The sequence below is a fragment of the Usitatibacter palustris genome, assembly GCF_013003985.1.
In the GTDB taxonomy this organism is placed as follows: Bacteria; Pseudomonadota; Gammaproteobacteria; order Burkholderiales; family Usitatibacteraceae; genus Usitatibacter; species Usitatibacter palustris.
Window position 1 is genome coordinate 2,947,915 of sequence record NZ_CP053073.1, and the last position, 24,888, is coordinate 2,972,802.

General features: G+C 66.6%; 18 protein-coding genes. 11 read left to right on the forward strand and 7 right to left on the reverse strand.

Translation table 11 applies throughout. From position 1 onward, the window contains the following. Positions 1–10: 10 nt before the first annotated feature. The 3 genes from DSM104440_RS14385 to DSM104440_RS14395 all read right to left on the reverse strand — a co-directional run bounded on the left by DSM104440_RS14385 (position 11) and on the right by DSM104440_RS14395 (position 3,259). Positions 11–478, reverse strand: a complete 468-nt coding sequence (locus DSM104440_RS14385) for a (2Fe-2S)-binding protein (protein ID WP_171163810.1) — start codon at positions 476–478, stop codon at positions 11–13. 76 nt (positions 479–554) lie between these two features. Further along, complete coding sequence (locus DSM104440_RS14390) at positions 555–1,655, reverse strand: hypothetical protein (protein ID WP_171163812.1); 1,101 nt, start codon at positions 1,653–1,655, stop codon at positions 555–557. Continuing rightward, on the reverse strand, positions 1,652–3,259 hold the full coding sequence (locus DSM104440_RS14395; RefSeq protein ID WP_171163814.1) for a GMC family oxidoreductase: 1,608 nt from the start codon (positions 3,257–3,259) through the stop codon (positions 1,652–1,654). The genes DSM104440_RS14390 and DSM104440_RS14395 overlap by 4 nt, the downstream gene beginning before the upstream one ends. A gap of 139 nt (positions 3,260–3,398) precedes the next feature. Here DSM104440_RS14395 and DSM104440_RS14400 point away from each other — a divergent pair, with 139 nt between their 5' ends. The 4 genes from DSM104440_RS14400 (at position 3,399) to DSM104440_RS14415 (ending at position 12,119) form a co-directional block, all read left to right on the forward strand. After that, positions 3,399–7,361 (forward strand): Ig-like domain-containing protein, encoded by a 3,963-nt coding sequence (locus tag DSM104440_RS14400; protein WP_171163816.1) that lies wholly within the window; start codon positions 3,399–3,401, stop codon positions 7,359–7,361. 33 nt (positions 7,362–7,394) lie between these two features. After that, positions 7,395–9,968, forward strand: a complete 2,574-nt coding sequence (locus DSM104440_RS14405) for a PQQ-dependent sugar dehydrogenase (RefSeq protein ID WP_171163818.1) — start codon at positions 7,395–7,397, stop codon at positions 9,966–9,968. Positions 9,969–10,138: 170 nt separating this feature from the next. Continuing rightward, positions 10,139–11,386 carry an ammonium transporter gene (locus DSM104440_RS14410; protein ID WP_246212011.1) on the forward strand — a complete coding sequence of 416 codons (1,248 nt, stop codon included), beginning with the start codon at positions 10,139–10,141 and terminating at the stop codon, positions 11,384–11,386. A gap of 1 nt (position 11,387) precedes the next feature. Further along, positions 11,388–12,119 (forward strand): hypothetical protein, encoded by a 732-nt coding sequence (locus tag DSM104440_RS14415; RefSeq protein WP_171163820.1) that lies wholly within the window; start codon positions 11,388–11,390, stop codon positions 12,117–12,119. Between the two features lie 156 nt (positions 12,120–12,275). On the opposite strand, the gene panE is transcribed toward DSM104440_RS14415, so the two are convergent. Genes panE through DSM104440_RS14435 form a run of 4 tightly spaced genes read right to left on the reverse strand, consistent with a single transcriptional unit; the run spans position 12,276 to position 16,894 of the window. Continuing rightward, positions 12,276–13,208: a 2-dehydropantoate 2-reductase gene (gene panE, locus DSM104440_RS14420; RefSeq protein WP_171163822.1), complete on the reverse strand. Its 933-nt coding sequence runs from the start codon at positions 13,206–13,208 to the stop codon at positions 12,276–12,278. 4 nt (positions 13,209–13,212) lie between these two features. Beyond that, on the reverse strand, positions 13,213–14,049 hold the full coding sequence (gene kdsA / locus DSM104440_RS14425; RefSeq protein ID WP_171163824.1) for a 3-deoxy-8-phosphooctulonate synthase: 837 nt from the start codon (positions 14,047–14,049) through the stop codon (positions 13,213–13,215). After that, the gene (gene pyrG / locus DSM104440_RS14430) at positions 14,049–15,719 is read right to left on the reverse strand and encodes a CTP synthase (protein ID WP_171163826.1); all 1,671 of its coding nucleotides are present in this window, start codon (positions 15,717–15,719) and stop codon (positions 14,049–14,051) included. Before pyrG ends, kdsA begins: the two co-directional genes overlap by 1 nt. 47 nt (positions 15,720–15,766) lie before the next feature. After that, positions 15,767–16,894 (reverse strand): hypothetical protein, encoded by a 1,128-nt coding sequence (locus DSM104440_RS14435; protein WP_171163828.1) that lies wholly within the window; start codon positions 16,892–16,894, stop codon positions 15,767–15,769. A 55-nt stretch (positions 16,895–16,949) separates the two neighbouring features. Here DSM104440_RS14435 and DSM104440_RS14440 point away from each other — a divergent pair, with 55 nt between their 5' ends. The 7 genes from DSM104440_RS14440 to DSM104440_RS14470 all read left to right on the forward strand — a co-directional run bounded on the left by DSM104440_RS14440 (position 16,950) and on the right by DSM104440_RS14470 (position 24,812). Then, positions 16,950–17,768: a hypothetical protein gene (locus DSM104440_RS14440; RefSeq protein WP_171163829.1), complete on the forward strand. Its 819-nt coding sequence runs from the start codon at positions 16,950–16,952 to the stop codon at positions 17,766–17,768. Continuing rightward, positions 17,765–18,871 (forward strand): S-methyl-5-thioribose-1-phosphate isomerase, encoded by a 1,107-nt coding sequence (gene mtnA / locus DSM104440_RS14445; RefSeq protein ID WP_171163830.1) that lies wholly within the window; start codon positions 17,765–17,767, stop codon positions 18,869–18,871. Before DSM104440_RS14440 ends, mtnA begins: the two co-directional genes overlap by 4 nt. Positions 18,872–18,918: 47 nt before the next feature. After that, on the forward strand, positions 18,919–19,506 hold the full coding sequence (locus DSM104440_RS14450) for a class II aldolase/adducin family protein (RefSeq protein ID WP_246212165.1): 588 nt from the start codon (positions 18,919–18,921) through the stop codon (positions 19,504–19,506). Between the two features lie 51 nt (positions 19,507–19,557). After that, positions 19,558–20,151 carry an MEDS domain-containing protein gene (locus DSM104440_RS14455; RefSeq protein ID WP_171163831.1) on the forward strand — a complete coding sequence of 198 codons (594 nt, stop codon included), beginning with the start codon at positions 19,558–19,560 and terminating at the stop codon, positions 20,149–20,151. A gap of 22 nt (positions 20,152–20,173) precedes the next feature. Further along, the gene (locus DSM104440_RS14460) at positions 20,174–21,436 is read left to right on the forward strand and encodes an NAD(P)/FAD-dependent oxidoreductase (RefSeq protein WP_171163832.1); all 1,263 of its coding nucleotides are present in this window, start codon (positions 20,174–20,176) and stop codon (positions 21,434–21,436) included. A gap of 28 nt (positions 21,437–21,464) precedes the next feature. Beyond that, the gene (locus DSM104440_RS14465) at positions 21,465–22,877 is read left to right on the forward strand and encodes an adenylate/guanylate cyclase domain-containing protein (protein WP_171163834.1); all 1,413 of its coding nucleotides are present in this window, start codon (positions 21,465–21,467) and stop codon (positions 22,875–22,877) included. Positions 22,878–22,979: 102 nt separating this feature from the next. After that, positions 22,980–24,812, forward strand: coding sequence for a phosphoenolpyruvate carboxykinase (GTP) (locus DSM104440_RS14470; protein ID WP_246212012.1), 1,833 nt, complete (start codon positions 22,980–22,982; stop codon positions 24,810–24,812). Positions 24,813–24,888 lie beyond the last annotated feature (76 nt).

Genomic DNA, 24,888 nt, shown 5'->3' on the forward strand with positions numbered 1-24,888 from the left:
GGCGGCCTCCTTATGCCTTCACCGGTGCGGGCTTGTTCTCGGCGACGGCATGGATCGCTTCGCGAACGCGCGCGTACGTGCCGCAGCGGCAGAGGTTCGACATCGCGTCGTCGATATCCGCGTCCGTGGGCTTGGGCTTCTTCGCGAGGAGCGCGGCGGCGGCCATGATCATGCCGGTCTGGCAGTAGCCGCACTGGGGGACATCGTGTTCGATCCACGCTTTCTGGACCTTGTGGATGCCGGGCTTCGAGAGCCCTTCGATCGTGACGATCTTCTTGCCGGCGACCGCACTCACCGGCATGACGCAGGAACGCACCGCTTCACCGTCCACGTGCACCGTGCATGCGCCGCACTGGGCGACGCCGCATCCGAATTTTGTACCTGCGAACTTCAGCTCATCGCGCAATGCCCAGAGCAGCGGCATGTCGTCTTCGATGTCGAGCTTGTAGGACTTGCCGTTGACGTTCAGCTGAACCATGTGACGACCCCTGGCAAAAGGCTCGGGACCGAGCCGACGCCCGATTATGCATCCGGGGCGGGGTCGAAAACGCAGGTCAGCGGCGACCGAATCCTTGCATCGGTCCCGGACCAGAAGTAGCAAATCCCGGGGTCGGGCTGGTGGGGCCGCGATGGAAGGTGATCGCCGACCAGTCGCCGGTGTCGATCGCGTTACGCAATGCGGTACGGTACTGCTGCTGCAACATGGCGTCGTGCGGCGACGCCGCGTAGTACTGGATGTAATCGGGCAGGTTGCCGGCCTCGCAATGCCCCTGGTACGCGCAACCATTCAGGATGCGGGCATTGTTGTCGCCGCATGCATAACCGTAATCACACGCGGCGATGGCGAACGCGTTCATCAACGCGCGGCCTTCCGCGTTGGCCTGGTCCGGACCGATTCGCAACGAAACATCACGGAACGTGTTCGAGAGCACGCGGCCCGCGGCGAGGATCGCTTCCGGATCCTTCGAACTGAAGGCGCCCTTGAGCGAATCGATCTGCCCCTCGCTGAGCGTCGGGCGGCGCGAGTCGGAGCTGCGGCGCTCGACCCACATTTCCTGCTCGACGATCGACGCGCGCGCCGCCGGGCTGCCGGCCGCGGCCGCGTCCTTCAACTTCTGGCCGAGCTCGGCCTCGGTAGTCACCAGGCCACTGAGGCCCACGCACTTGTCCTCGGCGAGCTGCTCGAAGGCGGCGACGCGCTTGGCCTTCGACGGATCCTTGTCGGAGAGGCTCGCGAGGTAATCGCGGCGCTGTTCATCGCTGGGCGCGCGCGGCTGGCGGGCATTGCGGCCGGTGATGGTGGCGCAGGCGCGCAGGATTTTCTGGAGGATGTACTGGCCCTCCGCCGTCTGGCCTTCCGTGGTGTTGTGCAGGCGGTCGTAGAGCGCCTTGTAGGTGCGGGCGGTGGCGAAATCGTTAGAAATTGTTGCGCGGGCCGGCGCGGACACGGAAACACCGGCCGCCGACGGGCGAACGAGCCCGGATCCGGCCGAAACGCCCTCCACGCTGCTGCGCTGCGAGCCGTTCACGCCACGCTCCGCGGTGGACGTCGTGCGCGCGGTCGCTCCCGCGTCCGTCGCCTTCCAGGGCCACAGGGCATACGCCGCGACGAGACTCGCGACGGCAGCGACTCCGAACAGCCATTTCGCCTTCACTCACGATCCTCCTGGATCAGGGCCGCACCCTTCTCCGCAATCATATAGGTAGGGGCATTGGTGTTGCCCGAGGTGATGCGCGGCATCACCGATGCATCGATAACGCGCAAACCCTCGATTCCGTGCACGCGAAGCCGGGCATCCACGACCGCCCCGGGGTCCGTTCCCATGCGGCAGGTTCCGATCGGATGGAAGATCGTCGTGCCCAGGTCGCCCGCCGCCTTCACCAGCTCGCGGTCGGACTCGACCGGCGTGCCGGGCCGCCATTCCTGCGGGGCGTAGCGGGCCAGCGCCTCGGCAGCCATGATCCGGCGCGTGAAACGCATCGCATCGGCAGCCACGCGTTGGTCCTCGGGCGTGGACAGATAGTTCAACCGGATCTGCGGCGCCGCGTGCGGATCGGGCGAGGCGATGCGCACGAATCCGCGCGAGGTCGGCCGCAGGTTACAAACGGAAGGCGTGATCGCGGCAAACGCATGCAACGGTTCGCCGAAGCGGTCGAGCGAAAGCGGCTGCACGTGCCATTCGATGTTCGCGGTGGGCTGCGCCGGATCGCTCTTCGCGAAGGCACCCAGCTGCGACGGCGGCATCGTGAGGGGGCCCGTCTTGCGCAGCAGGTATTCGGCGCCCATCGCCGCACGCCCCCACCAGTTGCGCGCGCGGTCGTTGAGCGTCACGACGCCGCTCACCTTGTAGACCATGCGGATCTGCAGGTGATCGTGGAGGTTCTCGCCGACCCCGGGCCGCGCGAGCGTCACCGCGATGCCGTGCTTCTTGAGCAGCTCCGGATCGCCCACGCCGGAAAGCTGCAGGAGCTGCGGCGAGCCGATCGCGCCCGCGGCGAGGATCACGGATTGGCGCGCCGCCGCGAAACGCGCCTCGCCGCCGACGCGGTATTCGATTCCCGTCGCGCGCCGCACGCCGTCGCTGGTCGCGATCCGGATGCGCGTGACGTGCGCGTTCATCTGCAGCGTGAGGTTCGATCGCGCAAGTGCCGGCCGCAGCCACGCCTTGGTGGCACTCCAGCGCCGGCCGCTGCGCTGGTTCACGTGGAAGTACGCGTTGCCGAAATTGTCGCCGCGGTTGAATTCGGGAATCTTCGGGATTCCGCATTGCTCGGCCGCTACGCGCCAGGCATCGAGGATGTCCCAGCGCACGCGCGGGCGTTCCACTCGGAGCTCGCCGCCCGCGCCATGCCACTCATCGGCGCCGCCGAAGTAATCCTCCATGCCCTTGAAGAGCGGCAGCACGTCGCGCCATCCCCAGCCCGGCAGGCCGAGCGATTCCCAGTAGTCGTAGTCCTCGCGCTGGCCGCGCATGTAGACCATCGCGTTGATCGACGAGCAACCGCCGAGCACCTTGCCGCGCGCGTAGCCGAGCTGCCGACCGTTGAGGCCGGTGTCCGCTTCGGTCTTGAAGCACCAGTCGGTGCGCGGATGGCCGATCGTATAAAGGTAGCCGACCGGAATGTCGATCCAGTACCAGTCGTCCTTGCCGCCGGCTTCGAGGAGCAGCACCGTGGACTTTCCGTCGGCCGTGAGGCGATTGGCGAGCACGCAGCCCGCGCTGCCAGCACCCACGACGACGTAGTCGTACTCGGCCATCGAGCCTCCGTGAAAGAGCAGGGATGCTATCCGCGCTTGACACCCACCCGCAAATAGGATTCTGATAGAACAGACAGTCTTAACTGTCGTGAAATTAGAACAAATATTCTAAGTCGTATCCGTTCGGGAGGAAATCGCCATGCCATCGCTCCGCGCGTTGCTTCGCGTATCCGTGTTCGCCTGCCTGCTGCCCTTCCTCGGCGCGCCGCTCGCGTCGCGGGCCCAGGGACCCGGGCTACCGAACCTCACCTACACCGCGGCCGAGGTCTTCAAGCCACTCTCGACGATCCACAGCTTCGCCGGAACCTCCGAGCGCGGCCAGGGCGCGGTCGTGATGCACGACGGCTACATGCTCGTCCTCTACGCGCCGGATTCGGGGCGCGCGGGCGGCGGATTTGCCTTCTATGACATTTCCAACCCGCGATCTCCCGTGCTGGTATCGAAGCGCGACGAGTCGGCGATCCGCGAGCCGCACGGCTTCGGCTTCACCAACAGCCTGGGTGGCCACTACGCGGTGGTGCAGTCGATCCGCGGTATCCAGTTCTGGGACTGGACCAACGTTTCCTCTCCGGTCCTGCTGAAGGACATGACGCTGCCTGGCGTCCAGGAGTCGGACTACGACCTGGGCGCGTGGTGGGCGTTCTGGCAGGCACCCTATGTGTACGTCGGTGGATCGGGCAACGGCCTGTACGTCGTGAATGCGAGCGATCCGCGCAACCCCACGCTCGTGCGCACCGTGCCCACCAGCACGTGGGGCAGCTTCCGCGTCGGTCCCACCTTCGCGGTCGGCAACCTGCTCGTGATGAGCAGCATGGATCGCAGCGGCCTCGTGACGATGGACATCAGCGATCCGGGCAACCCGACGCTGCTGCGCTCGGTGGCGACCGGCCCCGCGATCTACAGCGCGACCGTCAACGGCGACCGCATCATCGCCGCGGGCGGTGAAGGCTTCCTCTATATCTACGACATCAGCAACCCAACCGCGATCACCGAGATCCGCCACTCGGGCGACATGGGCGGCAAGGGCGGCTACGTCTCGATCCAGGATGGCTTCGCCCACGTCGGTGCGTCGAACAACTACGCGAAGGTGAATCTCTCCACCGCCGCGATCGCCGGCACCGGCACCTCGGGCATCGCCAGCCGCGACGAGGACTTCGCGACGGTGCTCGGCAACCTCGTGTTCGTCGGCAACGATCACGGCAACGGCAGCGTGCTCATGCCGCACCAGACCGCGCGCGACACGACCGGGCCTTCGGTCAACATGGTCTCGCCGAAGAACAACGCCACCAACCAGGCGCGCACGAGCCGCGTGGGCATCACGCTCACCGATGCGGTGGACCTGCGCACCGTGAGCACCTCGACCTTCATCGTGCGGCCCGTGGGAGGCAGCGCGCTGCCCGGGAAGTACAGCTCGCAGACGGGCATCGTGAATTTCTGGCCCGACACGCAGTTCGCGGCCGGGACAACTTATGAAGTGGTGGTGACCGCCGGCGGCATGAAGGATTGGGCAGGTAACGGCGTGCCCACCGCATTCACCTCGCGCTTCACCACGGCAGGCAGCGTGAACGTGTCGTGCACGCTCGCCGCGCGCACGCCCGCGCGCGTGAATACGAACGTCGCGTTCGCGCCCGGATCGGTTTCCGGATCGGGCACGATCCAGTACGCGTGGGACTTCGGCGACGGCGCGACCACGCCCTTCTCCACCACGGCCAACGCAAGCCACACGTATTCGACGACCGCGCACTACGCCGCGAAGCTCACCGTCACCAACGGGTCGACCACCGGCACGTGCTCCGCGAACCAGACGATCCACACGCCGCCCACGACCGTCGCCCCGCGCTCCTCGAGCACGATGGCCTTCGACAACGCCCGCAGCCGCGTGTGGGCCGTGAACTCCGACACCAACACCGTCACGGCGATCAACACCGCGAACCTCACGAAGGTGCTGGAGACGGCGGTGGGCGAGAGCCCGCAGACGATCGCGCAGGCTCCGGATGGCCGCATCTGGGTGACCAACCTGGGCTCGGGCACGATCAGCATCCTCAACCCCGACACGGGTGCGATCGCGCAGACGCTCACGCTTGCGCGCGGCTCGCGCCCCTTCGCCGTCCTCTTCAGTCCCGACAACGGCGCGGCGTACGTGACGCTGCAGGGAACCGGGCAGCTCCTCGAGCTCAACCCCGCGAACGGCGCCGTGATCGGGACGTTGTCCGTGGGTCCGTGGCCGCGTTCGCTCGCGATCACCGGAGATTCGACGCGCCTCCTCGTCAGCCGCTTCATTTCGCCGGCCTCGCGCGGCGAGCTGGTCGACGTGAGTCTCGTCACGTTCGCCGTCACGCGCACCTTCGCGCTCGCAGCCGACCCGGGCCCCGACACGGAGTCGAGCGGCCGCGGCATCCCGAACTACCTCGGCGCGCTCGCGATCCAGCCCGATGGCGCGCGCGCGTGGGTCCCGTCCAAGAAGGACAACACCTTCCGCGGCGCCTTCCGCGACGGCCAGCCGCTCACGTTCGAATCCACGGTGCGCACCATCGTCTCGCAGCTCGACCTCGGCACGAACGCCGAGGTGCTGTCGGCGCGCATCGACCTGAACGACCGCGACATGGCCAACGCCGTGGTCTTCAGCCCGATCGGCGATTACGCGTTCGTCTCCACGCAGGGCACCAACCTCGTGGAGGTCGTCGACGTCTACAACCGTCAGATCGTCACGGGCCTCGTGAACGTGGGCCGCGCGCCGCGCGGGCTGCTGCTCGCCAACGGCCGGCTCTACGTGCAGAACTTCATGTCGCGAAGTGTCGCAATCTACGACGTGAGCGGCATCCTCGCCTCCACGTCGAACAACTACACGCAAGTCGCCAGCATCACGACGATCGCCGCCGAAACGCTCGCGGCGAACGTGCTCAACGGCAAGCGGATCTTCTACAACGCCGACGACGCGCGCATGAACCGCGACAAGTACATCTCGTGCGCAAGCTGCCACCAGGACGGCGGGCAGGACGGGCGCGTGATGGACTTCACCGACCGCGGCGAGGGCTTCCGCAACACCGTCGCACTCACCGGACGGCGCGGCACCGGCCAGGGCCGCGTGCACTGGACCGCGAACTTCGACGAGATCCAGGACTTCGAGCACGACATCCGCAACGCCTTCCTCGGCACGGGCTTCATGACCAATGCGCAGTTCAACACCGGCACGCGCAACACGCCGCTGGGCGACCCGAAGACGGGCGTCAGCGCGGACCTCGATGCGCTGGCGGCGTACGTCAGCTCGTTGAGCTCCGTGGGCACGAGCCCGTTCCGCAACGCCGACGGCTCGCTCACCGCCGCCGCCGTCGCGGGCCAGGCGCTGTTCGCCTCGCAGGGGTGCAACAGTTGCCACTCGGGAGCGGACTTCACCGACAGCGCGATCGGCACCCTGCACGATGTCGGCACGATCAAGGCCTCGTCGGGCCGAAGACTCAACCAGGCCCTTACCGGCTTCGACACGCCAACATTGAAGGGCGTGTGGGAGACGGCGCCGTACCTGCACGACGGTTCGGCAGCCACGCTGCGCGACGTGCTCACGACGCAGAACACGTCCAATCGCCACGGCAACACCACGTCGCTCACCAGCACGCAGCTCGACCAGATCGTGGCGTACCTGCAGCAGATCGATAACACCAACGACGGCGCCGGCGCGCTCCTCACCACGCTGTCGGTGAAGGACACGGCCAACGCCGCCGATTGGTCGATCCAGGCGAACCTGCAGAACGGCGGCACGGTGTACGGCGACCGCACGTTCACGTTCACCACGGTGCCAACGCTCGTGGCCGGCAGTGCATGGATCCGCACGGCCAACGACTCGAAGACCTACACCGGCAATCCGACGGTGACGTTCTCGGTGACGGCGGCAGCCGACGTGTACGTGGGATTGAACACGGCAGGCCCGGTGCCTTCGTGGGTCGATGCGACGTGGACGAACAGCGGCCAGTCGATCGTCACGCGCGAAGCCGACGGCACCAGCCGCACCTACAGCCTCTATCGCAAGCGCTTCAACGCAGGCCAGGTCGCGCTCGGACCGTGGAACAACTCGGCCAGCATGTACCTCGTGATCGCCAAGCCCTAAGACGCAGCGCACGCAACTTCAACGGAGGTTCCCATGTTCGCGAGACTGATCGCGCTGTGCCTGTCCGCCTGTGCATTGGCGGCAAGTGCGGCCACCGTGCCGGTGGGCTTCATCGACCGGCAGATTGCCACCGGCTTCACCAGCCCCACCGCGCTCACCGTGCTTCCCGACGGGCGCGTGCTCGCCATGCAGCAGAACGGCATCATCCGCATCATCAAGGGCGACGTGCTGCTCGGCACCAACTTCTGGGGCGTGCCCAACGTCGACTCCACCAATGAGCGCGGGTGCCTCGGGATCGTTCCCGATCCGCAGTTCGCCACGAACCACTACGTCTACGTCTACTGCACGATCACCAACGGGACCGCGAGCAACAATCGCATCATCCGCGTGACCGAGGCCAACGACACGATCGTCGCCAACAGCGCGACCACGATCTTCCAGTTGCCCAACGTGCCCTCGGCCACGCGCTGGCACATGGGCGGCGCGCTGAAATTCGCGCCCGACGGCAAGCTCTACGTCGCCGTGGGCAACCACGAGGACAACCCGCAGCCGCCCGCCACCGCGAACTCCCAGAACCTCTCGAGCGCGTTCGGCAAGATCCTGCGCATCAACAAGGACGGCACGATCCCGAGCGACAACCCGTACGTATCCGTCACGGGTGCGTACACGGCGATCTGGAACATGGGCCACCGCAACCCCTTCGCGTTCGACATCCAGCCCGTCACGGGCCGCATGATGATCGGCGACGTGGGCCAGGGCACGTGGGAGGAGATCAACGACGGCATTCGCGGCGGCAACTACGGCTGGCCCAACTACGAAGGGCCGGAGAACGACGCGAACTTCATTCCGCCGTTCTATTCGTACAACCACAACACCGGCGGCTGCTCGGTCACCGGTGTCGCGTTCTACAACCCGACCACCGCGCAGTTCCCCGCTTCGTACGTGGGCAAGGTGCTGTTCGAGGACTTCTGCCAGGGCAACATCCGCGTGCTCGATCCTTCCAACGCGGCGGTGACGGCCTTCGTGACCGGCATCAGCTTCCCGACGAACATCGCGGTCGCCCCCGACGGCGGCGTGTACTACATGGCGAGGAACCAGCAGACCGGCAACCCGAACCCGGGTGGCGGCACGCTCTCGAAGATCACGTACACGGGGAGCCAGGCGCCGCGCATCACGCTCAACCCGCAGAGCCAGACGATCGTGCTGGGCAGCCCCGTCACCTTCACGGTGGCGGCCGATGGCGCGACGAGCTACCAGTGGCAACGCAACGCCGCCAATATCTCCGGCGCCACCGCGACCTCGTACACGATCGCGGCCACCGCGACGGGTGACAACGCCGCGCGCTTCCGCGCGATGGCGACCAACTCGTTCGGCTCGGCGTTCTCGAGTGAGGCCACGCTCACCGTCACGACCAACCACTTCCCGGTCGCGACGATCACGCTGCCGACGGCGGCCACGGAGTTCGCTTCCGGCACCGTCATCAACTACGCGGGCACGGGCACGGACCAGGAGGACGGCAACCTGCCGGCGAGTGCGTTCACGTGGCAGGTCGATTTCCAGCACGACAGCCACCAACACCCGTTCGTCCCCGCGACCACGGGCTCGACCAGTGGCTCGTTCACCGTTCCCGATTTCGAGACAGAGGCGAACGTGTGGCTGCGCATCTTCCTCACGGTGCGTGATGCCGGCGGCCAGACGCACTCGGCCTCCCGCAACATCTATCCCGCGACGCAACTCTCCTCGCTCACGCCGACCGGCACACCCGTCAACGGCTGGGGTCCGTTCGAGAAGGACCGCAGCAATGGCGAGCAGGGCGCGGCCGACGGCCGGCCGATGGTCATCGGCGGCATCCCGTTCAACAAGGGGCTGGGCGTGCATGCGCCTTCGGACATCCGCTTCAATCTCGGCGGCACCTGCTCGGGCGTCTTCGTGTCCGACGTCGGCCTGGATGACGAAGTGGGCGACAACGGCAGCGTCGTGTTCCAGGTCTACCTCGACAACGTCATCGCCTACGACAGCGGGCTGATGCGCGGCAGCGAGGGGCGCAAGTCGTTGAGCGTGAGCGTGGCCGGCAAGACCGAACTCCGCCTGGTGGTCACGGATGGCGGCGACGGCAACGGGTACGACCACGCCGATTGGGGTGCGGGTCGCATCACGGGCTGCGGTTCGGCTCCGCCCGTCGTGTCGATCACCAACCTGTCGGTGAAGGACACGGCCAACGCGGCCGACTGGTCGATCCGCACCAACCTGCAGGCGGGCAACCAGGTCTACGGCGACCGCACGTTCACGTTCACCACCGTGCCCTCGCTCGTCGCGGGCTCGGCGTGGATCCGCACGGCCAACGACTCGAAGACGTACACGGGCAACCCCGCCGTGACGTTCACGATCGGCGCCGCGCAGGACGTGTACGTCGGCGCCAACGACATCGGCCCCAAGCCGGCGTGGATCGATGCGACGTGGGTCGATAGCGGCCAGAACATCGTGACGCTCGAAGCCGACGGTACCAGCCGCACCTACAGCCTCTACCGCAAGCGCTTCAACGCGGGAACGGTGTCGCTCGGGCCGTGGGGAAGCGGCTCGAGCATGTACCTGATCATCGTGAAGTAGGCCAATGCTGTATTAGTGCGTCGCCGCGCCAACGCGGTGCAGGCGCGGTGACGCATTGCACAAACCCCGCACTCCCACCGTGCGGGATTGCATGCCGCAGCCCCGGAAACGAGCGGCACACGGATTGCTTATGCCTCCTCAGAACTCCAACAACATGAGTGAGGCGCGCATTGAATCCCGCGGAATCCATCAAGGCACTGCAGCTCGCGACGGACACGGTCTGGATCGTCGCCGCCGGTGCGCTCGTCTTCTTCATGCAGGCGGGCTTCGCGTTGCTCGAGAGCGGCATGTCGCGCTCGAAGAACGCGATCAACGTGATCATGAAGAACTACTGCGACATGTGCTTCGGCGCGCTCATCTTCTGGATGGTCGGCTACGGCCTGATGTTCGGCGCCAACCCGACCGGCTGGTACGGCACCAGCCATTTCTTCATGGTGAAGCACGACGCGATCGACTACACGTGGATGTTCTTCCAGGCAATGTTCGCGGCCACCGCCGCCACCATCGTCTCGGGCGCCATCGCCGAGCGCACGCAGTTCTGGGCCTACATCATCGGCTCGGTCGTGATCACCGGGTTCATCTACGCGGTCTACGGCTCGTGGGCCTGGGGCAGCCTCTACGGCACGAACGGCTGGTTGAAGCAGCTGGGCTTCATCGACTTCGCCGGATCGACGGTCGTGCACTCGATCGGCGGCTGGTGCGCGCTCGCCGGCGTGATCATCGTGAAGGCGCGGCTCGGGCGCTTCGGCGCCAATGGCGAGGTGCGCAGGATCCCGGGGCATAACCTCAGCTCGGTGGCGCTCGGCGCGTTCATCCTCTGGCTGGGCTGGTTCGGCTTCAACGGGGGCTCCACCGTCACGGCGAGCGTGGACATCGGCAAGATCGTGCTCAACACCCACATCTCCGGTGCGGCCGGCGCCGTGGGCGCGATGCTCACGATGGGGCTGCTGCGCATGCCCACGATGATGAGCACCACGGTGAACGCCTCGATCGCCGGGCTCGTCGCGATCACCGCGGGCTGCGCGACGATGGAACCGAACTGGGCGCTCGCCACCGGCCTCACCGCGGGATTCCTCACGGTCGTGTTCCCCAAGCTCCTTGAAGCGATGCGGCTCGACGACGTCGTCGGTGCCGTCACCGTGCACGGCGTTTGCGGAGCCTGGGGCACGCTCGCCGCCGGGCTCTTCAAGACCGATGCGATGTTCAGCTGGGCGGTGGTGAAGATCCAGCTCATCGGCATCGGCGCGGCGTTCGCCTGGGCCTTCCCGGTCGCGCTGGTGATGTACTGGCTCATCGACAAGACCGTCGGCATGCGCGCGCCTTCGCTCGACGAGCAGCGCGGCCTCGACTACACCGAGCACTACGAGGTCGGCTACCCGGAGTTCCAGCGCGACTCGCTGCACCAGGGCAGGTTGTAGCGTGGAGATGCTCGCGAACACGCCCGACGTCGTCCGGCGGCGCAAGGCGATGATGCTGGGCCTGCAGGCGCTGCTCTCGCGCGAGCAGGCGGTGATCGCGCTCCTCGCGTGGGAACGCGAGCACGGCGCGGGCTCGACCACGTTCGAAGGGCTGCACCAGTTCGCGCGCCGCGTCTGCGATCACTTCGGCAAGGTGGGCAGGCGCGTGGAGCTGCACCGGCGCCTTCTCGAGTCGTTGCGCGCACCCGACACGAGCCTGCCGCTCGATCCTTCCGGCGACATGCGCCTCATGTTGCGCAAGGCCGAACGCGCGAGCGGCTCGCCCGACGTGCTCGAGGCCTTCCTGATCGCACCGACGCCGACCGACGAAGGACCGGTGTCGCCGCTGCACGCGACGTTCTCGAAGCTGATCGTCGCGCTCGAAGAGCAGTTGCGCCTGCACGAACCGCGCATCTGGATGGATGCCGCCTCGTACCTCGCGGAGAACCTCGCTCCGCTGCGGCTGGCCGCATCCACGGAGCGCGAGCTCACGATGTGGCTGCGCAGCGACAAGCGCTCGCTCTTTCGCGGCATGGTCACCGAGGGGCAGGCCTCGGGGATCGTGCACCTGCTCTACGTGTGGGCCGCGGAGATGCTCGGGCCGGTGCCGGCCGACCGCCTGTTCAGCGAAGCCGTGTCGATCGTGCAGGCAAGCCCCGAAGGACGGACGTTCCCGCCGACGGCGCTGCTTTAAGTAGGCGGGTCAGACTCCAATGAATTTGGGGTCAAAAATCCTTGTGAAAAAAGCGGTCCATTGGATCACCCCAACGACCGGCCTCAAAGGGGTGGCCCAATGGACCGCTTTTTTCACAAGGATTTTTGACCCCAAATTCATTGGAGTCTGACCCGCCTACTTCAATCGACCGGCGGCGCGCCTGGCTTCGTAGGCCTTCAGGTGCGTGTACGCCACGGCGAGCACTGCGTCGTCGATCTTGTGCTTGCGCGCGAGGTCGAGCATGAACCCCACGATGTGGTCGGCTTCGACGGGCTTGCCGCCTTCGAGGTCGCGCAGCATCGAGGCCTCGACCTTGCCGCTCGCGTCGGTGAGGCGCGCGCGGTAGGCCTTGAGGGCGCCTTCGCGCGGGCTGAAGCCCTCCGCGACGGCGATGGCGATGTTCGCATCGAGGCAACGCTCGACGAGCACGCGGCCATCCGGGGTTGCCATGATCTCGCCGTTGTTGGCGCGGAAGACGCAGGTGAGCGCCGCGAGCGCCGACAGGAAGACCACCTTCTCCCACATGTCGAGCATCACGTTGTCCGAGTGGACCGTGGTGATGCCGGACTTCTCGAGCGCGGCGGCGAGTGCGGTGCTGCGCGGCGACATCGAGCCGTCGCGCTCGCCGAAGAGGATGCGGTTGAGCGGCTCGAGGTGCAGGACCGTGCCGTCGCTCGCGAGCGTCACGATGATCTGCGCCGTGCCGCCCAGCACCTGCTTCGCGCCGAAGCGCGCATCGAGGCGCTCCATGTGCGAGATGCCGTTGAGAAGCGGAACGAGCGCGCAATGGCCATCCATCGCCGGAGCGATCGCGTCCATCGCCGAATCGAGGTCGTAGGACTTGCAGGTGAAGAGGACGATGTCGTAGCCGGGCTGCAGGTCCTCGGCGAGCACCGTCTTCACCTTGAGCTTCATGTCGCCGTTGGGGCTCTTCACGGCAAGCCCGTAGCGGCCGAGCTGCTCGTGGCGCTTGGGCCGGACGAGGAACGTGACCTCAGCGCCGGACTTGACCAGCCGCGCGCCGAAGTAGCCGCCGATGCCGCCGGCACCGAGAATGAGGATCTTCACGGAACTAGAGCGACTGCTCGGCGAAGCCGCGCTTCTTCACGAGGGTGTCGAGGTCCTTGAGAACGGCGAGGAGCTCGCGCATCTTCGGCAGCGGCCAGGCATTGGGGCCGTCCGAAAGCGCCTTCGACGGATCCGGGTGCGTTTCCATGAACACGCCCGAAACACCAGTGGCAACGGCCGCGCGCGCGAGGACCGGGACGAACTCGCGCTGGCCACCCGAAGTCGTGCCCTGTCCACCGGGCAACTGCACCGAGTGCGTCGCATCGAACACAACCGGGCAACCGGTGTCGCGCATGATCGCGAGCGAGCGCATGTCGGAGACGAGGTTGTTGTAGCCGAACGAAGCGCCGCGCTCGCAGACCATGATCGTGTCCGAACCGCTTGCTTCGCGCGCCTTGTCGACGACGTTCTTCATGTCGCTGGGCGCGAGGAACTGGCCCTTCTTGATGTTCACGGGCTTGCCCGAACGCGCGACCGCGTGGATGAAGTCCGTCTGCCGGCAAAGGAACGCGGGCGTCTGCAGCACGTCCACGATCGCCGCCACGGTCGGCACTTCTTCCTCCGTGTGCACGTCGGTGAGGATGGGAACGCCGAGCTCCTTCTTCACCTTGGCGAGGATCGCGAGGCCCTTCTCCATGCCGGGCCCGCGGAACGACTTCCCGGAGCTGCGGTTGGCCTTGTCGTAGCTGCTCTTGAAGATGAACGGGATGCCGAGCTCGGCCGTCATCTCCTTCAGCTTCCCGGCGACGTCCATCTGCAGCTGCTCGCTCTCGACCACGCAGGGTCCGGCGATGAGGAAGAACGGCTTGTCGAGGCCGACTTCGAACCCGCAGAGTTTCATTACGCTTCGCTTCCGCCGATGACCTTCAACGCGGGCTCGGGAACGCGCAGCTTGTGCTGTTCGAGCGCGGCCTTGATGTACGACGTGAACAGCGGATGGCCCTCGCGCGGCGTCGACGTGAACTCCGGGTGATACTGGCAGCCGAAGAACCACGGATGATCGGCGAGCTCGGCCATCTCGGGCAGATCCTCGGCCTTGGTCTTCGCGGTGATCTTGAGGCCCGCGGCTTCGAGGCGAGCCACATAGTGGTTGTTGACCTCGTAGCGGTGGCGATGGCGCTCGGCGACGACGTCCTTCCCATAGATGCGATGCGCGAGCGTGCCGCGCTTGACCGCCGCGGGCTGCGCGCCCAGGCGCATCGTGCCGCCCAGGTTGGAGCTGGCATCGCGCTTCTCGACCTTGCCGTCCTTGTCCTGCCACTCGGTGATGAGCGCGATGACCGGATGCGGCGTGTCGGGATCGAACTCCGTGGAGTTCGCACCTTCGAGACCTGCCTTGTTGCGCGCGACTTCAATGGCGGCGATCTGCATGCCCAGGCAAATGCCCAGGTACGGAACCTTGTTCTCGCGCGCGTACGTCACCGCCGCGATCTTGCCTTCGATGCCGCGCTTGCCGAAGCCGCCGGGAACGAGGATCGCGTCCATGTCCTTCAGCGTTTCGGTGCCCTTGGCTTCGATCTGCTCGGAATCGACGTAGTGGATCTTCACCTTGGTGCGGGTGTGGATGCCGGCGTGGATCAGGGCTTCCGAGAGCGACTTGTAGGAATCCTGCAGGTCGACGTACTTGCCAACCATCGCGATGTCGACCTGATGCTCGGGGTGCTCGAGCGCGTCCACGACGCGGTCCCACGCCGAGAGATCGGCCGGGTAGGCCGCGAGGTCGAGCTTGCGGCAGACGATTTCGTCGAGGCCCTGGCGGTGCAGCGCCGACGGAATCTTGTAGATCGAGTCCATGTCGTACGCGGAGATGACCGAGCGCACGTCGACGTTGGTGAACAGCGCGATCTTGCGGCGCTCGTCCTCGGGCAGCACTTCTTCCGAGCGGCACATCACGATGTCGGGCTGGATACCGATGCCGCGCAGCTCCTTCACGGAGTGCTGCGTCGGCTTGGTCTTGATCTCGCCCACGCTGGCGAGCTTGGGCACGAGCGTGAGGTGGATGTAGCAGGTGTTGTTGCGGCCTTCCTCGATGCCGATCTGGCGGATGGCTTCCAGGAAGGGCAGCGACTCGATGTCGCCCACGGTGCCGCCGATCTCGACGATGCCGACCTCGACGTCCTTGCACGCGTTCTTGATCGAGGCCTTGATCTCGTCGGTGATGTGCGGGATCACCTGCACGGTGCCGCCGAGGTAATCCCCGCGGCGCTCCTTGTTGATCACGCGCTCGTAGATCTGGCCGGTGGTGAAGTTGTTGGCCTTCTTCATCTTCGAGGAGACGAAGCGCTCGTAGTGGCCGAGGTCCAGGTCGGTCTCGGCCCCGTCTTCCGTGACGAACACCTCGCCGTGCTGGAACGGCGACATCGTCCCGGGATCGACGTTGATGTAGGGATCGAGCTTGACGAGGGTGACTTTGATCTTGCGCGATTCGAGGATCGCGGCGAGGGAGGCGGCGGCAATGCCCTTCCCGAGGGAGGAGACCACGCCACCGGTCACGAACACATACTTGGTCATTGCGGCGATCCCTTCAGGAAATTTGCATTTTACAGGAAGGCCGCGGCCTATTGGGAAGGTGGCGCGTTTTTCTCCTCGCTGCCGACGGGCTTCCCCTTCGGCGAGTAGGGCAGCCGGCGCAGGAAGCCCTTGCTGTCGTCTTCCGCGCTCTGGCGCGCGAGCTTTTCGGCGATCACGTAGGTCATGGGCACGTTGGTCATGCCGACCTCGATCAGCTTCGTCTCGCCGTTGAGCTTCACGCCGTAGCGACCGAGGTTATAGAAGAGGTACATCGCATAGAGGTTATCGAAGTCCTCGTAGTCGCCCTGGTCGTTGCGGAAGTCGAGCGAGAGGACCGAGGGGAAGCGATTGGGCAGGTCCTTGAAGGCGACCTTGGCCTCCTCGTGCGGGTCCACGTAGGGCGATCCTTCGTACTTGCGATAGAGCACGGTCTCCACGCGGTAACCGCGCTTGTCCCACGCCTTCACGAGCTTCAACGCCATGTCGGCAGGGATGTTCGCGTGCAGGGCCGCCACCACGATCGTGTGGCCCGGCAACAGCTTCGGGCCCTTGATCTCGATATCGTGGTAGCCGGCGCCGTACTTGAACCCCGAGGCGATCGTCTTGGCGCAGTTGAGGTGCATGTAGTCGTACTTCACTTCGCGGTCGTGGTACTCCACGTCCTTCGCCTTGCGCTTGAAATCCGCGTTCATGCGCTTGAAGAACGCCACGAGCCCGTCCTTTTCCTTCGCGGGCACGCCGTAGACGCGCACACCCACGACCGAGCGCTTGTAGACCTCGCCGAAATCCAGGCCGAAGGCAGCCTTGGGGTTGAGCGTCGATCGGGTCCCGTACAGGTATTCCATCTTCGGGATGGCGACCATCAGCTCGTCGGTGTAGTAGTCCTTCGCGTGCTCGGGGGACCGGTCGGCGTAGAAGTTCGCGGAGTAGACGAGATCGTCGCCGTTGGGCGCGGCATCGCGGATCGCGAGCGCGAGGTGGCCCGCGGAGCCGCCCTTCGAGGTGCCGAAGCTGATGAGCAGCTCCAGGTCGTAGCGGTCCTGCTTGAGGAACGCGGCGATCTCGGCGACGTTGGCGGGCTCCGGTCCGTCGGGCGTGGCGAACTCCGCAGATACAGCGTGAGGCGCGAACGCCAACGCCGCCGAACCCAGGAGCCATGCCGCTACGGTCTTCATCGCGATTCCGATGCCGGAAATGTGTATTTTAGGGACAAAACAGGGAGTCCAAAGAATGGCGGCAAAAGAAACCTGGACCCGCGACGGCGTGAAGCGCCGCCTGCTGGCGCGCTTCTACACGCGATTCCACATGTCGCTCATCCTCGCCAGCAGCGCGATGGCGGCGATGGTCACCAACTGGGCGCTCCTGCAGATCGGCGTGGGCTCGATGCTCGCGCGCTACCCGGTCGCGATTGCCATGGCCTATGTCACCTTCCTCGGCTGCGTGGGCTTGTGGCTGCGCTACGTGGGATTGGGCGGCAAGGACCGCCAGGAAGATGGATCGCACCTCCTCGATGGCGCCGACGTCCCGAACATCCGGATCGGCGGCTCGTCCGGCGGTGGAGGTGGCGGCGGGGGACTCGGCGGCCGCGGCGGTTCGTTCGATGGCGGCGGCGCGAGTACGGCGTGGACGGAAGGCTCGGCCAACGCGCGGATGCCGATGGTGGCGGTGGCCGACGGCAAAGGCGGCAGCGACCTGGGCAAGGGCCTCGGCGACATCGCCGGCGGCGGCGATGGCGACTTCGCGCTGCTGCTGCTCGCGATCGCGCTCATCCTCGCGATCCTCGCCGCGAGCGGCTACCTCATCTTCATGGCGCCCGACATCCTCACCGAAGCCGCCTTCGGCGCGCTGCTCGCCGGAACGCTGGCGAAACGCTCGCGCCGCGAGGATGCCGGCGGCTGGGTCTCGGGCGTCGTGAAGAAAACCTGGTGGCCCTTCGCGCTCGTGCTGCTCGTCGCGATGATCCTCGCGGGCTACTGCGCCGCGCACTATCCCCAGGCGAAGACCATCCGGCAGGCCTTCGACGCCGCAACGAGTAAAATTGAGCCATGAAAGTTGGCGACCGGCATTACCGAAGCCTGTGGGCCGAGCCCGATCGCGGGCGCGTGCACGTGATCGACCAGACGCGCCTGCCGCACGAGTTCGAAGTGAAGACGCTCACCACCGTCGAGGAGGCCGTGGAGGCCATCCGCGCGATGCGCGTGCGCGGAGCGCCGTTGATCGGCGTGGCCGCGGCGCACGGCGTTGCGCTCGCCGTCGATCGCGACGCCTCCAACGCGAGCCTGGATCGCGCCGTGGCCGCCTTGCGCGCCACGCGGCCCACCGCGGTGAACCTCGGCTGGGCGCTCGACCGCATGCAGGACAAGCTCGCGAACGTGAAGCCGCTCAAGCGCGCGCAGGCCGCGTGGGCCGAAGCGCAGGCGATCGCGGACGAGGACGTCGAGCTCAACGAAGCCATCGGCCGCCACGGGCTCGCGCTCATCGAGCGTGAGCACGCCGCACGCCGCCGGCGCATCGAGATCCTCACGCATTGCAATGCGGGCTGGATCGCGACCGTCGATTGGGGCACGGCGCTCGCCCCCATCTACATGGCGCACGACAAGGGCATTCCGGTCCACGTGTGGGTCGACGAGACGCGCCCGCGCAACCAGGGCCTGCTCACCGCGTGGGAGCTTCGGCAGCATGGCGTGCCCCACACGTTGGTCACCGACAACGCAGGCGGCCACCTCATGCAGCACGGCAAGGTCGACATGGTGTTCGTCGGCGCCGACCGCGTGACGCGCCGCGGCGACGTGTGCAACAAGATCGGCACGTACCTCAAGGCGCTGGCCGCGCGCGACAACGACGTTCCTTTCTATGCCGCGGTTCCGACGCCCACCATCGACTGGAAGATCGAGGACGCGCATCGCGACATTCCCATCGAGGAGCGCGCCGCGGGCGAAGTACGCGCCGTGCGCGGCCTCGACGCGCACGGGATGCCCGTGGAGGTCGCGATCGTGGGCGACGAGACGGCGGTGTCGAACCCCGGCTTCGACGTCACGCCCGCGAAGCTCGTGACCGGGCTCATCACCGAGAAAGGCATCGTCCGCGCGAACGAACGCGACCTGCTCGAGATCTGGCCGCGAAGCCAGGAGAGCAAGGCGTACGTGACCTGACCTTGAAGAAGGAACTGCGACTGCAGGTCGTGGAAGCCGCGCGGCGCATGAACGCCTCGGGGATCAACCAGGGCAAGTCGGGCAACCTCAGCGTGCGGACCGAGGGCGGCTTCCTCGTCACGCCCACCGGCGTGCCCTACGAGCGCCTCGTTCCCGAGGACCTCGCGCTCGTGCATCCCGATGGCGCCCACGAGGGGCCACGCGCGCCGAGCTCGGAGTGGCGCTTCCATCGCGACATCTACGTCACGCGCCCCGAAGCGAACGCCGTGGTGCATTGCCATTCGCCGTACGCGACCACCCTCGCCTGCCTGCGCCGCGGCATTCCCGCGTTCCACTACGAAGTCGCCTTCGCCGGCGCCGCGGACATCGCCTGCGCCGATTACGCGACCTTCGGCACGCAAGCGCTCTCCGATGCCGCGCTCGCCGCACTAGCCGGCCGCCGCGCGTGCCTGCTCGCCAACCACGGCCAGATCGCGATCGGCGCGAACCTCGAGGCGGCCTTCGTGCTCGCGGAGAAGGTCGAGGCGCTCGCGCGCATGTACTGGCAGGCGCTGCAGATCGGCGAGCCCACGATTCTCGATGCCGCCGAGATGGCCCGCGTGCTCGAGAAATTCAAGGATTACGGAAGACACTGATGTCAGAAACCGCCGACATTCTCGGCCCGAAAACGCATTTATCTTTGCGCCATGGGTACCCGCCAACCTGCAAAGCCTTCGTCCTCTCTCCCGGTCTTCTGGGGCGAGATGTCACCCTGCGACCACGTCGTCCAGATCTACAAGGACTACGCGGAGCTCATCGACGGGCTGGAGAGCTTCGTGGTCGACGGCTTCCAGCGGGGCGAGGCGGTGATCGTGATCGTCACGCAGTCGCACCTCGCTGCGCTCGAGAAGCGCCTCATGCGCCACGGCCTGCCGCTCCAGGACTTCAAGGATCGCGACCAGTTCATCGTGCTCGACGCGGAAGAGGCGCTCAAGGTCTTCATGAAGGACAACTGGCCCGACGAGCAACGCTTCGAGGCGATGATTCGCGACATCCTCGGGCGGGCGCATGCCAACGGCGCGCACCGGGTGCGCGCCTTCGGCGAGATGGTGGCCCTCCTCTGGGCCCAGGGCCACGTCGCGGCCACGATTCGTCTCGAGTTGCTCTGGCGCCGGATCTGCGACCGCGAGATGCTCTGTCTTTACTGCGCGTATCCCCGCATCGGCTTCACCGGAGACGCGTCGGAGTCCATGCGCGAGATCTGCGAAGCGCACACGCGCGTCTTCCCGCAACCCGCCTGAATCTTTCCGAAGGAGTCGCGCCATGACGGGCACCCCGGCCCGCCATGACGTCGTCGTCCTCGGCGCGGGCATCGTCGGCATCTGCGTTGCCTTGCATCTCCAGCGTCTCGGCCGCTCGGTCGTGCTCGTCGACCGCCGTGGTGCCGCCGAAGAAACCTCGTACGGCAACGCGGGCCTGATCCAGCGCGAAGGCGTCTATCCCTACGGCTTCCCGCACGACTACGGCGCGCTCGTGCGCTATGGCATGAACCGCACGATCGACGCGCACTACCATCCGTCGGCCGTCCTCGCGCTCGCACCCTTCCTCTGGAAGTACTGGCATCACTCGCGGCCCGCGCGCCACGAGAAGATCGCGCACATCTATTCGCACCTCATCGAGCACTGCGTCACCGAGCACGATGACCTCGCCGCCGAAGCGGGCGCGCAGGACTTCATGAAGCGCACCGGCTGGATGAAGGTCTTCCGCACGGAGCGCGAGCGCGACAAGCGATACGCCGAAGCCGCGCGCTGGAAGAGCGAGTACGGCCTCAACTTCGCAACCCTCGATCGCGCCCAGCTCCAGGAAGCCGAGCCGCATCTCGCGCCGGTGCTGGTGGGCGCGCTGCACTGGATCGATCCGGTGTGCGTCGACGATCCCCAGGGCCTCGCCCTTGCATACGCGGGCCTCTTCGAACGGCACGGCGGCGTCTTCGCGCAAGGCAACGCGGCGAGCCTCGAGGACGTGAAGACCGGCTGGCGCGTGAAGACCGCGCGCGGACCCATCGAAGCACGCGACGCCGTGGTCGCCCTCGGCCCGTGGGCGGACACCGTGACGCGCGCACTGGGCTACGACCTGCCGCTCGCGGTCAAGCGCGGCTATCACATGCACTACCGGCCCGCGGGCGAGGCGCGCCTCAACCACCCGGTGCTCGATCATGAGCGCGGCTACTTCCTGGCACCCATGCGCCAGGGCATTCGCCTCACGACCGGGGCGGAGTTCGCGCATCGCGATGCGATCAGGAGTCCGGTGCAGCTGGGCCGCGCCGAGCCGATCGCGCGCGACCTGTTCCCGCTCGCCGAACGCCTCGACAACGAGCCGTGGATGGGCGCGCGTCCGTGCACGCCCGACATGCTGCCCATCATCGGCAAGGCGCCGCGGCACGACCGCCTGTGGTTTGCATTCGGCCATGCGCATCACGGCCTTACGCTCGGTCCGGTCACCGGGCGGCTCCTGGCCGAGATGGTGACGGGCGCCAAGCCCTTCGTGGATCCCCTGCCCTACCGTCCCGAGCGTTTCGGCCCCTAGCGTCACGCGGGCGTATCCTGTGCGCGTCATGGCCGATACCCCGCACCCCATCGCCGACGAAGCCCGGGCCCGGTTCTCCGTGCTGCGGCAGTCGGCCGACGCCGCGGTCGTCGCCGCGATCGAGCGCCTCGCCGCCGAAGGCGAGGACCCCGCGCTCAATCGCGTGAACGCACTGGAATTCGCCGCACGCCACGATCTCAACGAGGACAAGGTGCTGGGCGCCTTCGTGCACGCGTCCCGCCTGGGCCTGTTCGACATGTCGTGGAACCTGCTGTGCCCGGGCTGTGGCGGCGTGCTCGACGCCAACGCGACGCTGAAATCCGTGAAGCGCACCGAATACAACTGCGCGCTGTGCGTCGCGGATTACGAGCCCACGCTCGACGAGATGGTCGAGGTGAGCTTCACGGTGAATCCGCGCGTGCGCCGCATCACCGCTCACGATCCCGACAAGCTCTCGATGTGGGACTACATGCGCCAGGTCTTCTGGAGCTCCGGCGTCGTGTTCGACGAGCAGAGCTTCGACGACGTGGTGCGCGAAGTGGTGATCGATTCGGTGGAGCTCACGCCGGGCGAGAAATGCATCCTGTCGCTGCAGCTCCCATCCGCGTTCGTGATCGTGTTCGATCCGGTCACGCACTCCTCGCAGTTCATCGACGTGAAGGGCGAGCCCACGCGCGACCGGCAGGAACTGTCCGTCGTGTACAACAAGGTCCACGCGCACACGGGCACGGTCGAGATGCGCCCGGGTCCACTTCGCCTCACGCTCGAGAACCGCACCGATACGCGCGTGCTCACCGGTGTGTTCGTCGCGGGCGACGCGCTGCACCACTTCCTCGGCCAGAAGCGGCACTTCCTCACCGCCAAGCGCCTGCTCACCAACCAGGCCTTCCAGGACATCTACCGCACCGACGCGCTCTCCGTGGACCAGCGCCTGAAGATCACCAGCCTCACGTTCCTGTTCTCCGACCTCAAGGGCTCGACCGAGCTCTACGAGCGCGTCGGCGATCTCGTTGCCTACGACCTCGTGCGCGCGCACTTCAAGGCGCTCAATGAAGCGGTCGCGCTGGAATCGGGCGCGGTCGTGAAGACCATCGGGGACGCGGTGATGGCGACCTTCCCGACGCCCGAGCGCGGGCTCGCCGCCGCACTGCGCATGCGCGAGGCGCTTGCCGGCGGTGACCTCACGGTGAAGATCGGCCTGCACGAGGGGCCGTGCCTCGCGGTCATGTTGAACGAGCGCCTCGACTACTTCGGGCAGACCGTCAACATCGCCGCGCGCGTGCAGGGACTCGCGCAGTCGCGCTCGATCTTCGCGACGCGCCCCGTCGTGGAGCACCCGGCCGCCGCGCGGATCCTGGCGGCCGCGGGCCTCGTGCCGGCACTGCAAAGTGCCACCCTCCGCGGCATCACGGATGCCTTTGCGGTATATGAAATCCCTTGATTGGTTATCAACCAAATCTCTGGCCCATTCTGGGATAATCCCGGGCATCACGACCCGGGGCGCTACGGCGTCCCGGGCACACGCCCTCCGGAGATGCCCTCGATGCACGCCCAAGCCGCGCCCGTCCAGCAGGAAGCCCCGACCCGTCACGCGAAGCTCCTCAAGTGGGTGGAAGAAGTCGCCGCCCTCACCCAGCCCGACCGTATTTATTGGTGCGATGGCACCGACGCCGAGTACGACCGCCTCTGCGGCGAGCTCGTCGCGGCCGGCACGTTCCGCAAGCTGAACGAGAAGCTCCGCCCGAATTCGTATCTCGCGTGGTCCGACCCCTCCGACGTCGCGCGCGTCGAGGACCGCACCTTCATCTGCTCGAAGACGAAGGAAGCCGCGGGCCCGACCAACAACTGGATGGACCCCGCGCAAATGCGCGCGACGCTGAAGGGCCTGTTCGCGGGCTCGATGCGCGGGCGCACGATGTACGTCGTGCCCTTCAGCATGGGGCCGCTCGGTTCGCCCATCGCGCACATCGGCGTGGAGATTTCCGATTCGCCGTACGTCGCGGTGAACATGAAGCTCATGACGCGCATGGGCCGCAAGGTCCTCGACGTGCTGGGCGACAAGGGCGAGTTCGTGCCCTGCCTGCATTCGGTCGGCGCCCCGCTCGCCGCGGGGCAGAAGGACGTCACGTGGCCGTGCAACAAGGACCACAAGTACATCGTCCACTTCCCGGAGACGAAAGAGATCTGGTCGTTTGGCTCGGGCTACGGCGGCAACGCGTTGCTGGGCAAGAAGTGCTTCGCGTTGCGCATCGCGAGCGTGATGGGCCGCGACCAGGGGTGGCTTGCCGAGCACATGCTGATCCTCGGCGTCGAATCGCCCGAGGGAAACAAGCACTACGTCACGGCCGCATTCCCGAGTGCGTGCGGCAAGACGAACTTCGCGATGCTGATCCCGCCGCCCGCATTCAAGGGATGGAAGATCACGACCGTCGGCGACGACATCGCGTGGATCAAGCCCGGCCCCGATGGGACGCTGCGCGCGATCAATCCGGAGGCCGGCTTCTTCGGCGTGGCCCCGGGCACCTCGATGGCGACCAATCCGAACTGCATGGAGACGATCCGCGCGAACACGATCTTCACGAACGTCGCGCTCACACCCGAAGGCGACGTGTGGTGGGAAGGAATGACGAAGGAAGCGCCCGCGAAGCTCACCGACTGGACCGGCCAGGAATGGACGCCGGGTTGCGGGCGCCTCGCCGCACACGCGAACGCGCGCTTCACGGTGGCGGCCTCGCAGTGCCCGTCGATCGATCCGAAATGGGACGATCCCGCGGGCGTTCCCATCGACGCATTCATCTTCGGCGGCCGGCGCTCCTCCACCGTGCCGCTCGTCACGGAAGCGAAGGACTGGGTCGAAGGCGTGTACATGGCGTCCACCCTGGGCTCCGAGACCACCGCGGCCATCGTCGGCCAGGTCGGCGTCGTGCGTCGCGACCCGTTCGCGATGCTCGCCTTCTGCGGCTACAACATCACGCAGTACTTCAAGCACTGGCTCTCGTTCGGCAAGAAGGACCTCAAGCTCCCGAAGATCTACCTGGTGAACTGGTTCCGCAAGGGCGCGGACGGCAAGTTCCTGTGGCCGGGCTACGGCGAGAACATGCGCGTGCTGAAGTGGATCGTGGAGCGCGTCGAGGGCAAATCCGGCGCGCAGCCGACCACGCTCGGTAACGTGCCTGCGCACAAGGATCTCGACTGGAGCGGCCTCGAGTCGTTCGGCGAGGCGAAGTTCGCCGACGCCACCGCGATCGACAACGCGCAGTGGTCCGACGAGATGAAGCTCCACATGGAGATGGTGGAAGGCAAGCTCGCGCAGGACAACGTGCCGCCGGAGCTTTTCGCCCGGTACCAGGCGCTGAGAGCCGCTTATCCCTTCTGACCCTCGACAGGGTGTAGGACTTGGGCAAGAATCGCGGCTGCTGACCGCGAGCTCCACTTAGAACACCGGCACCCAG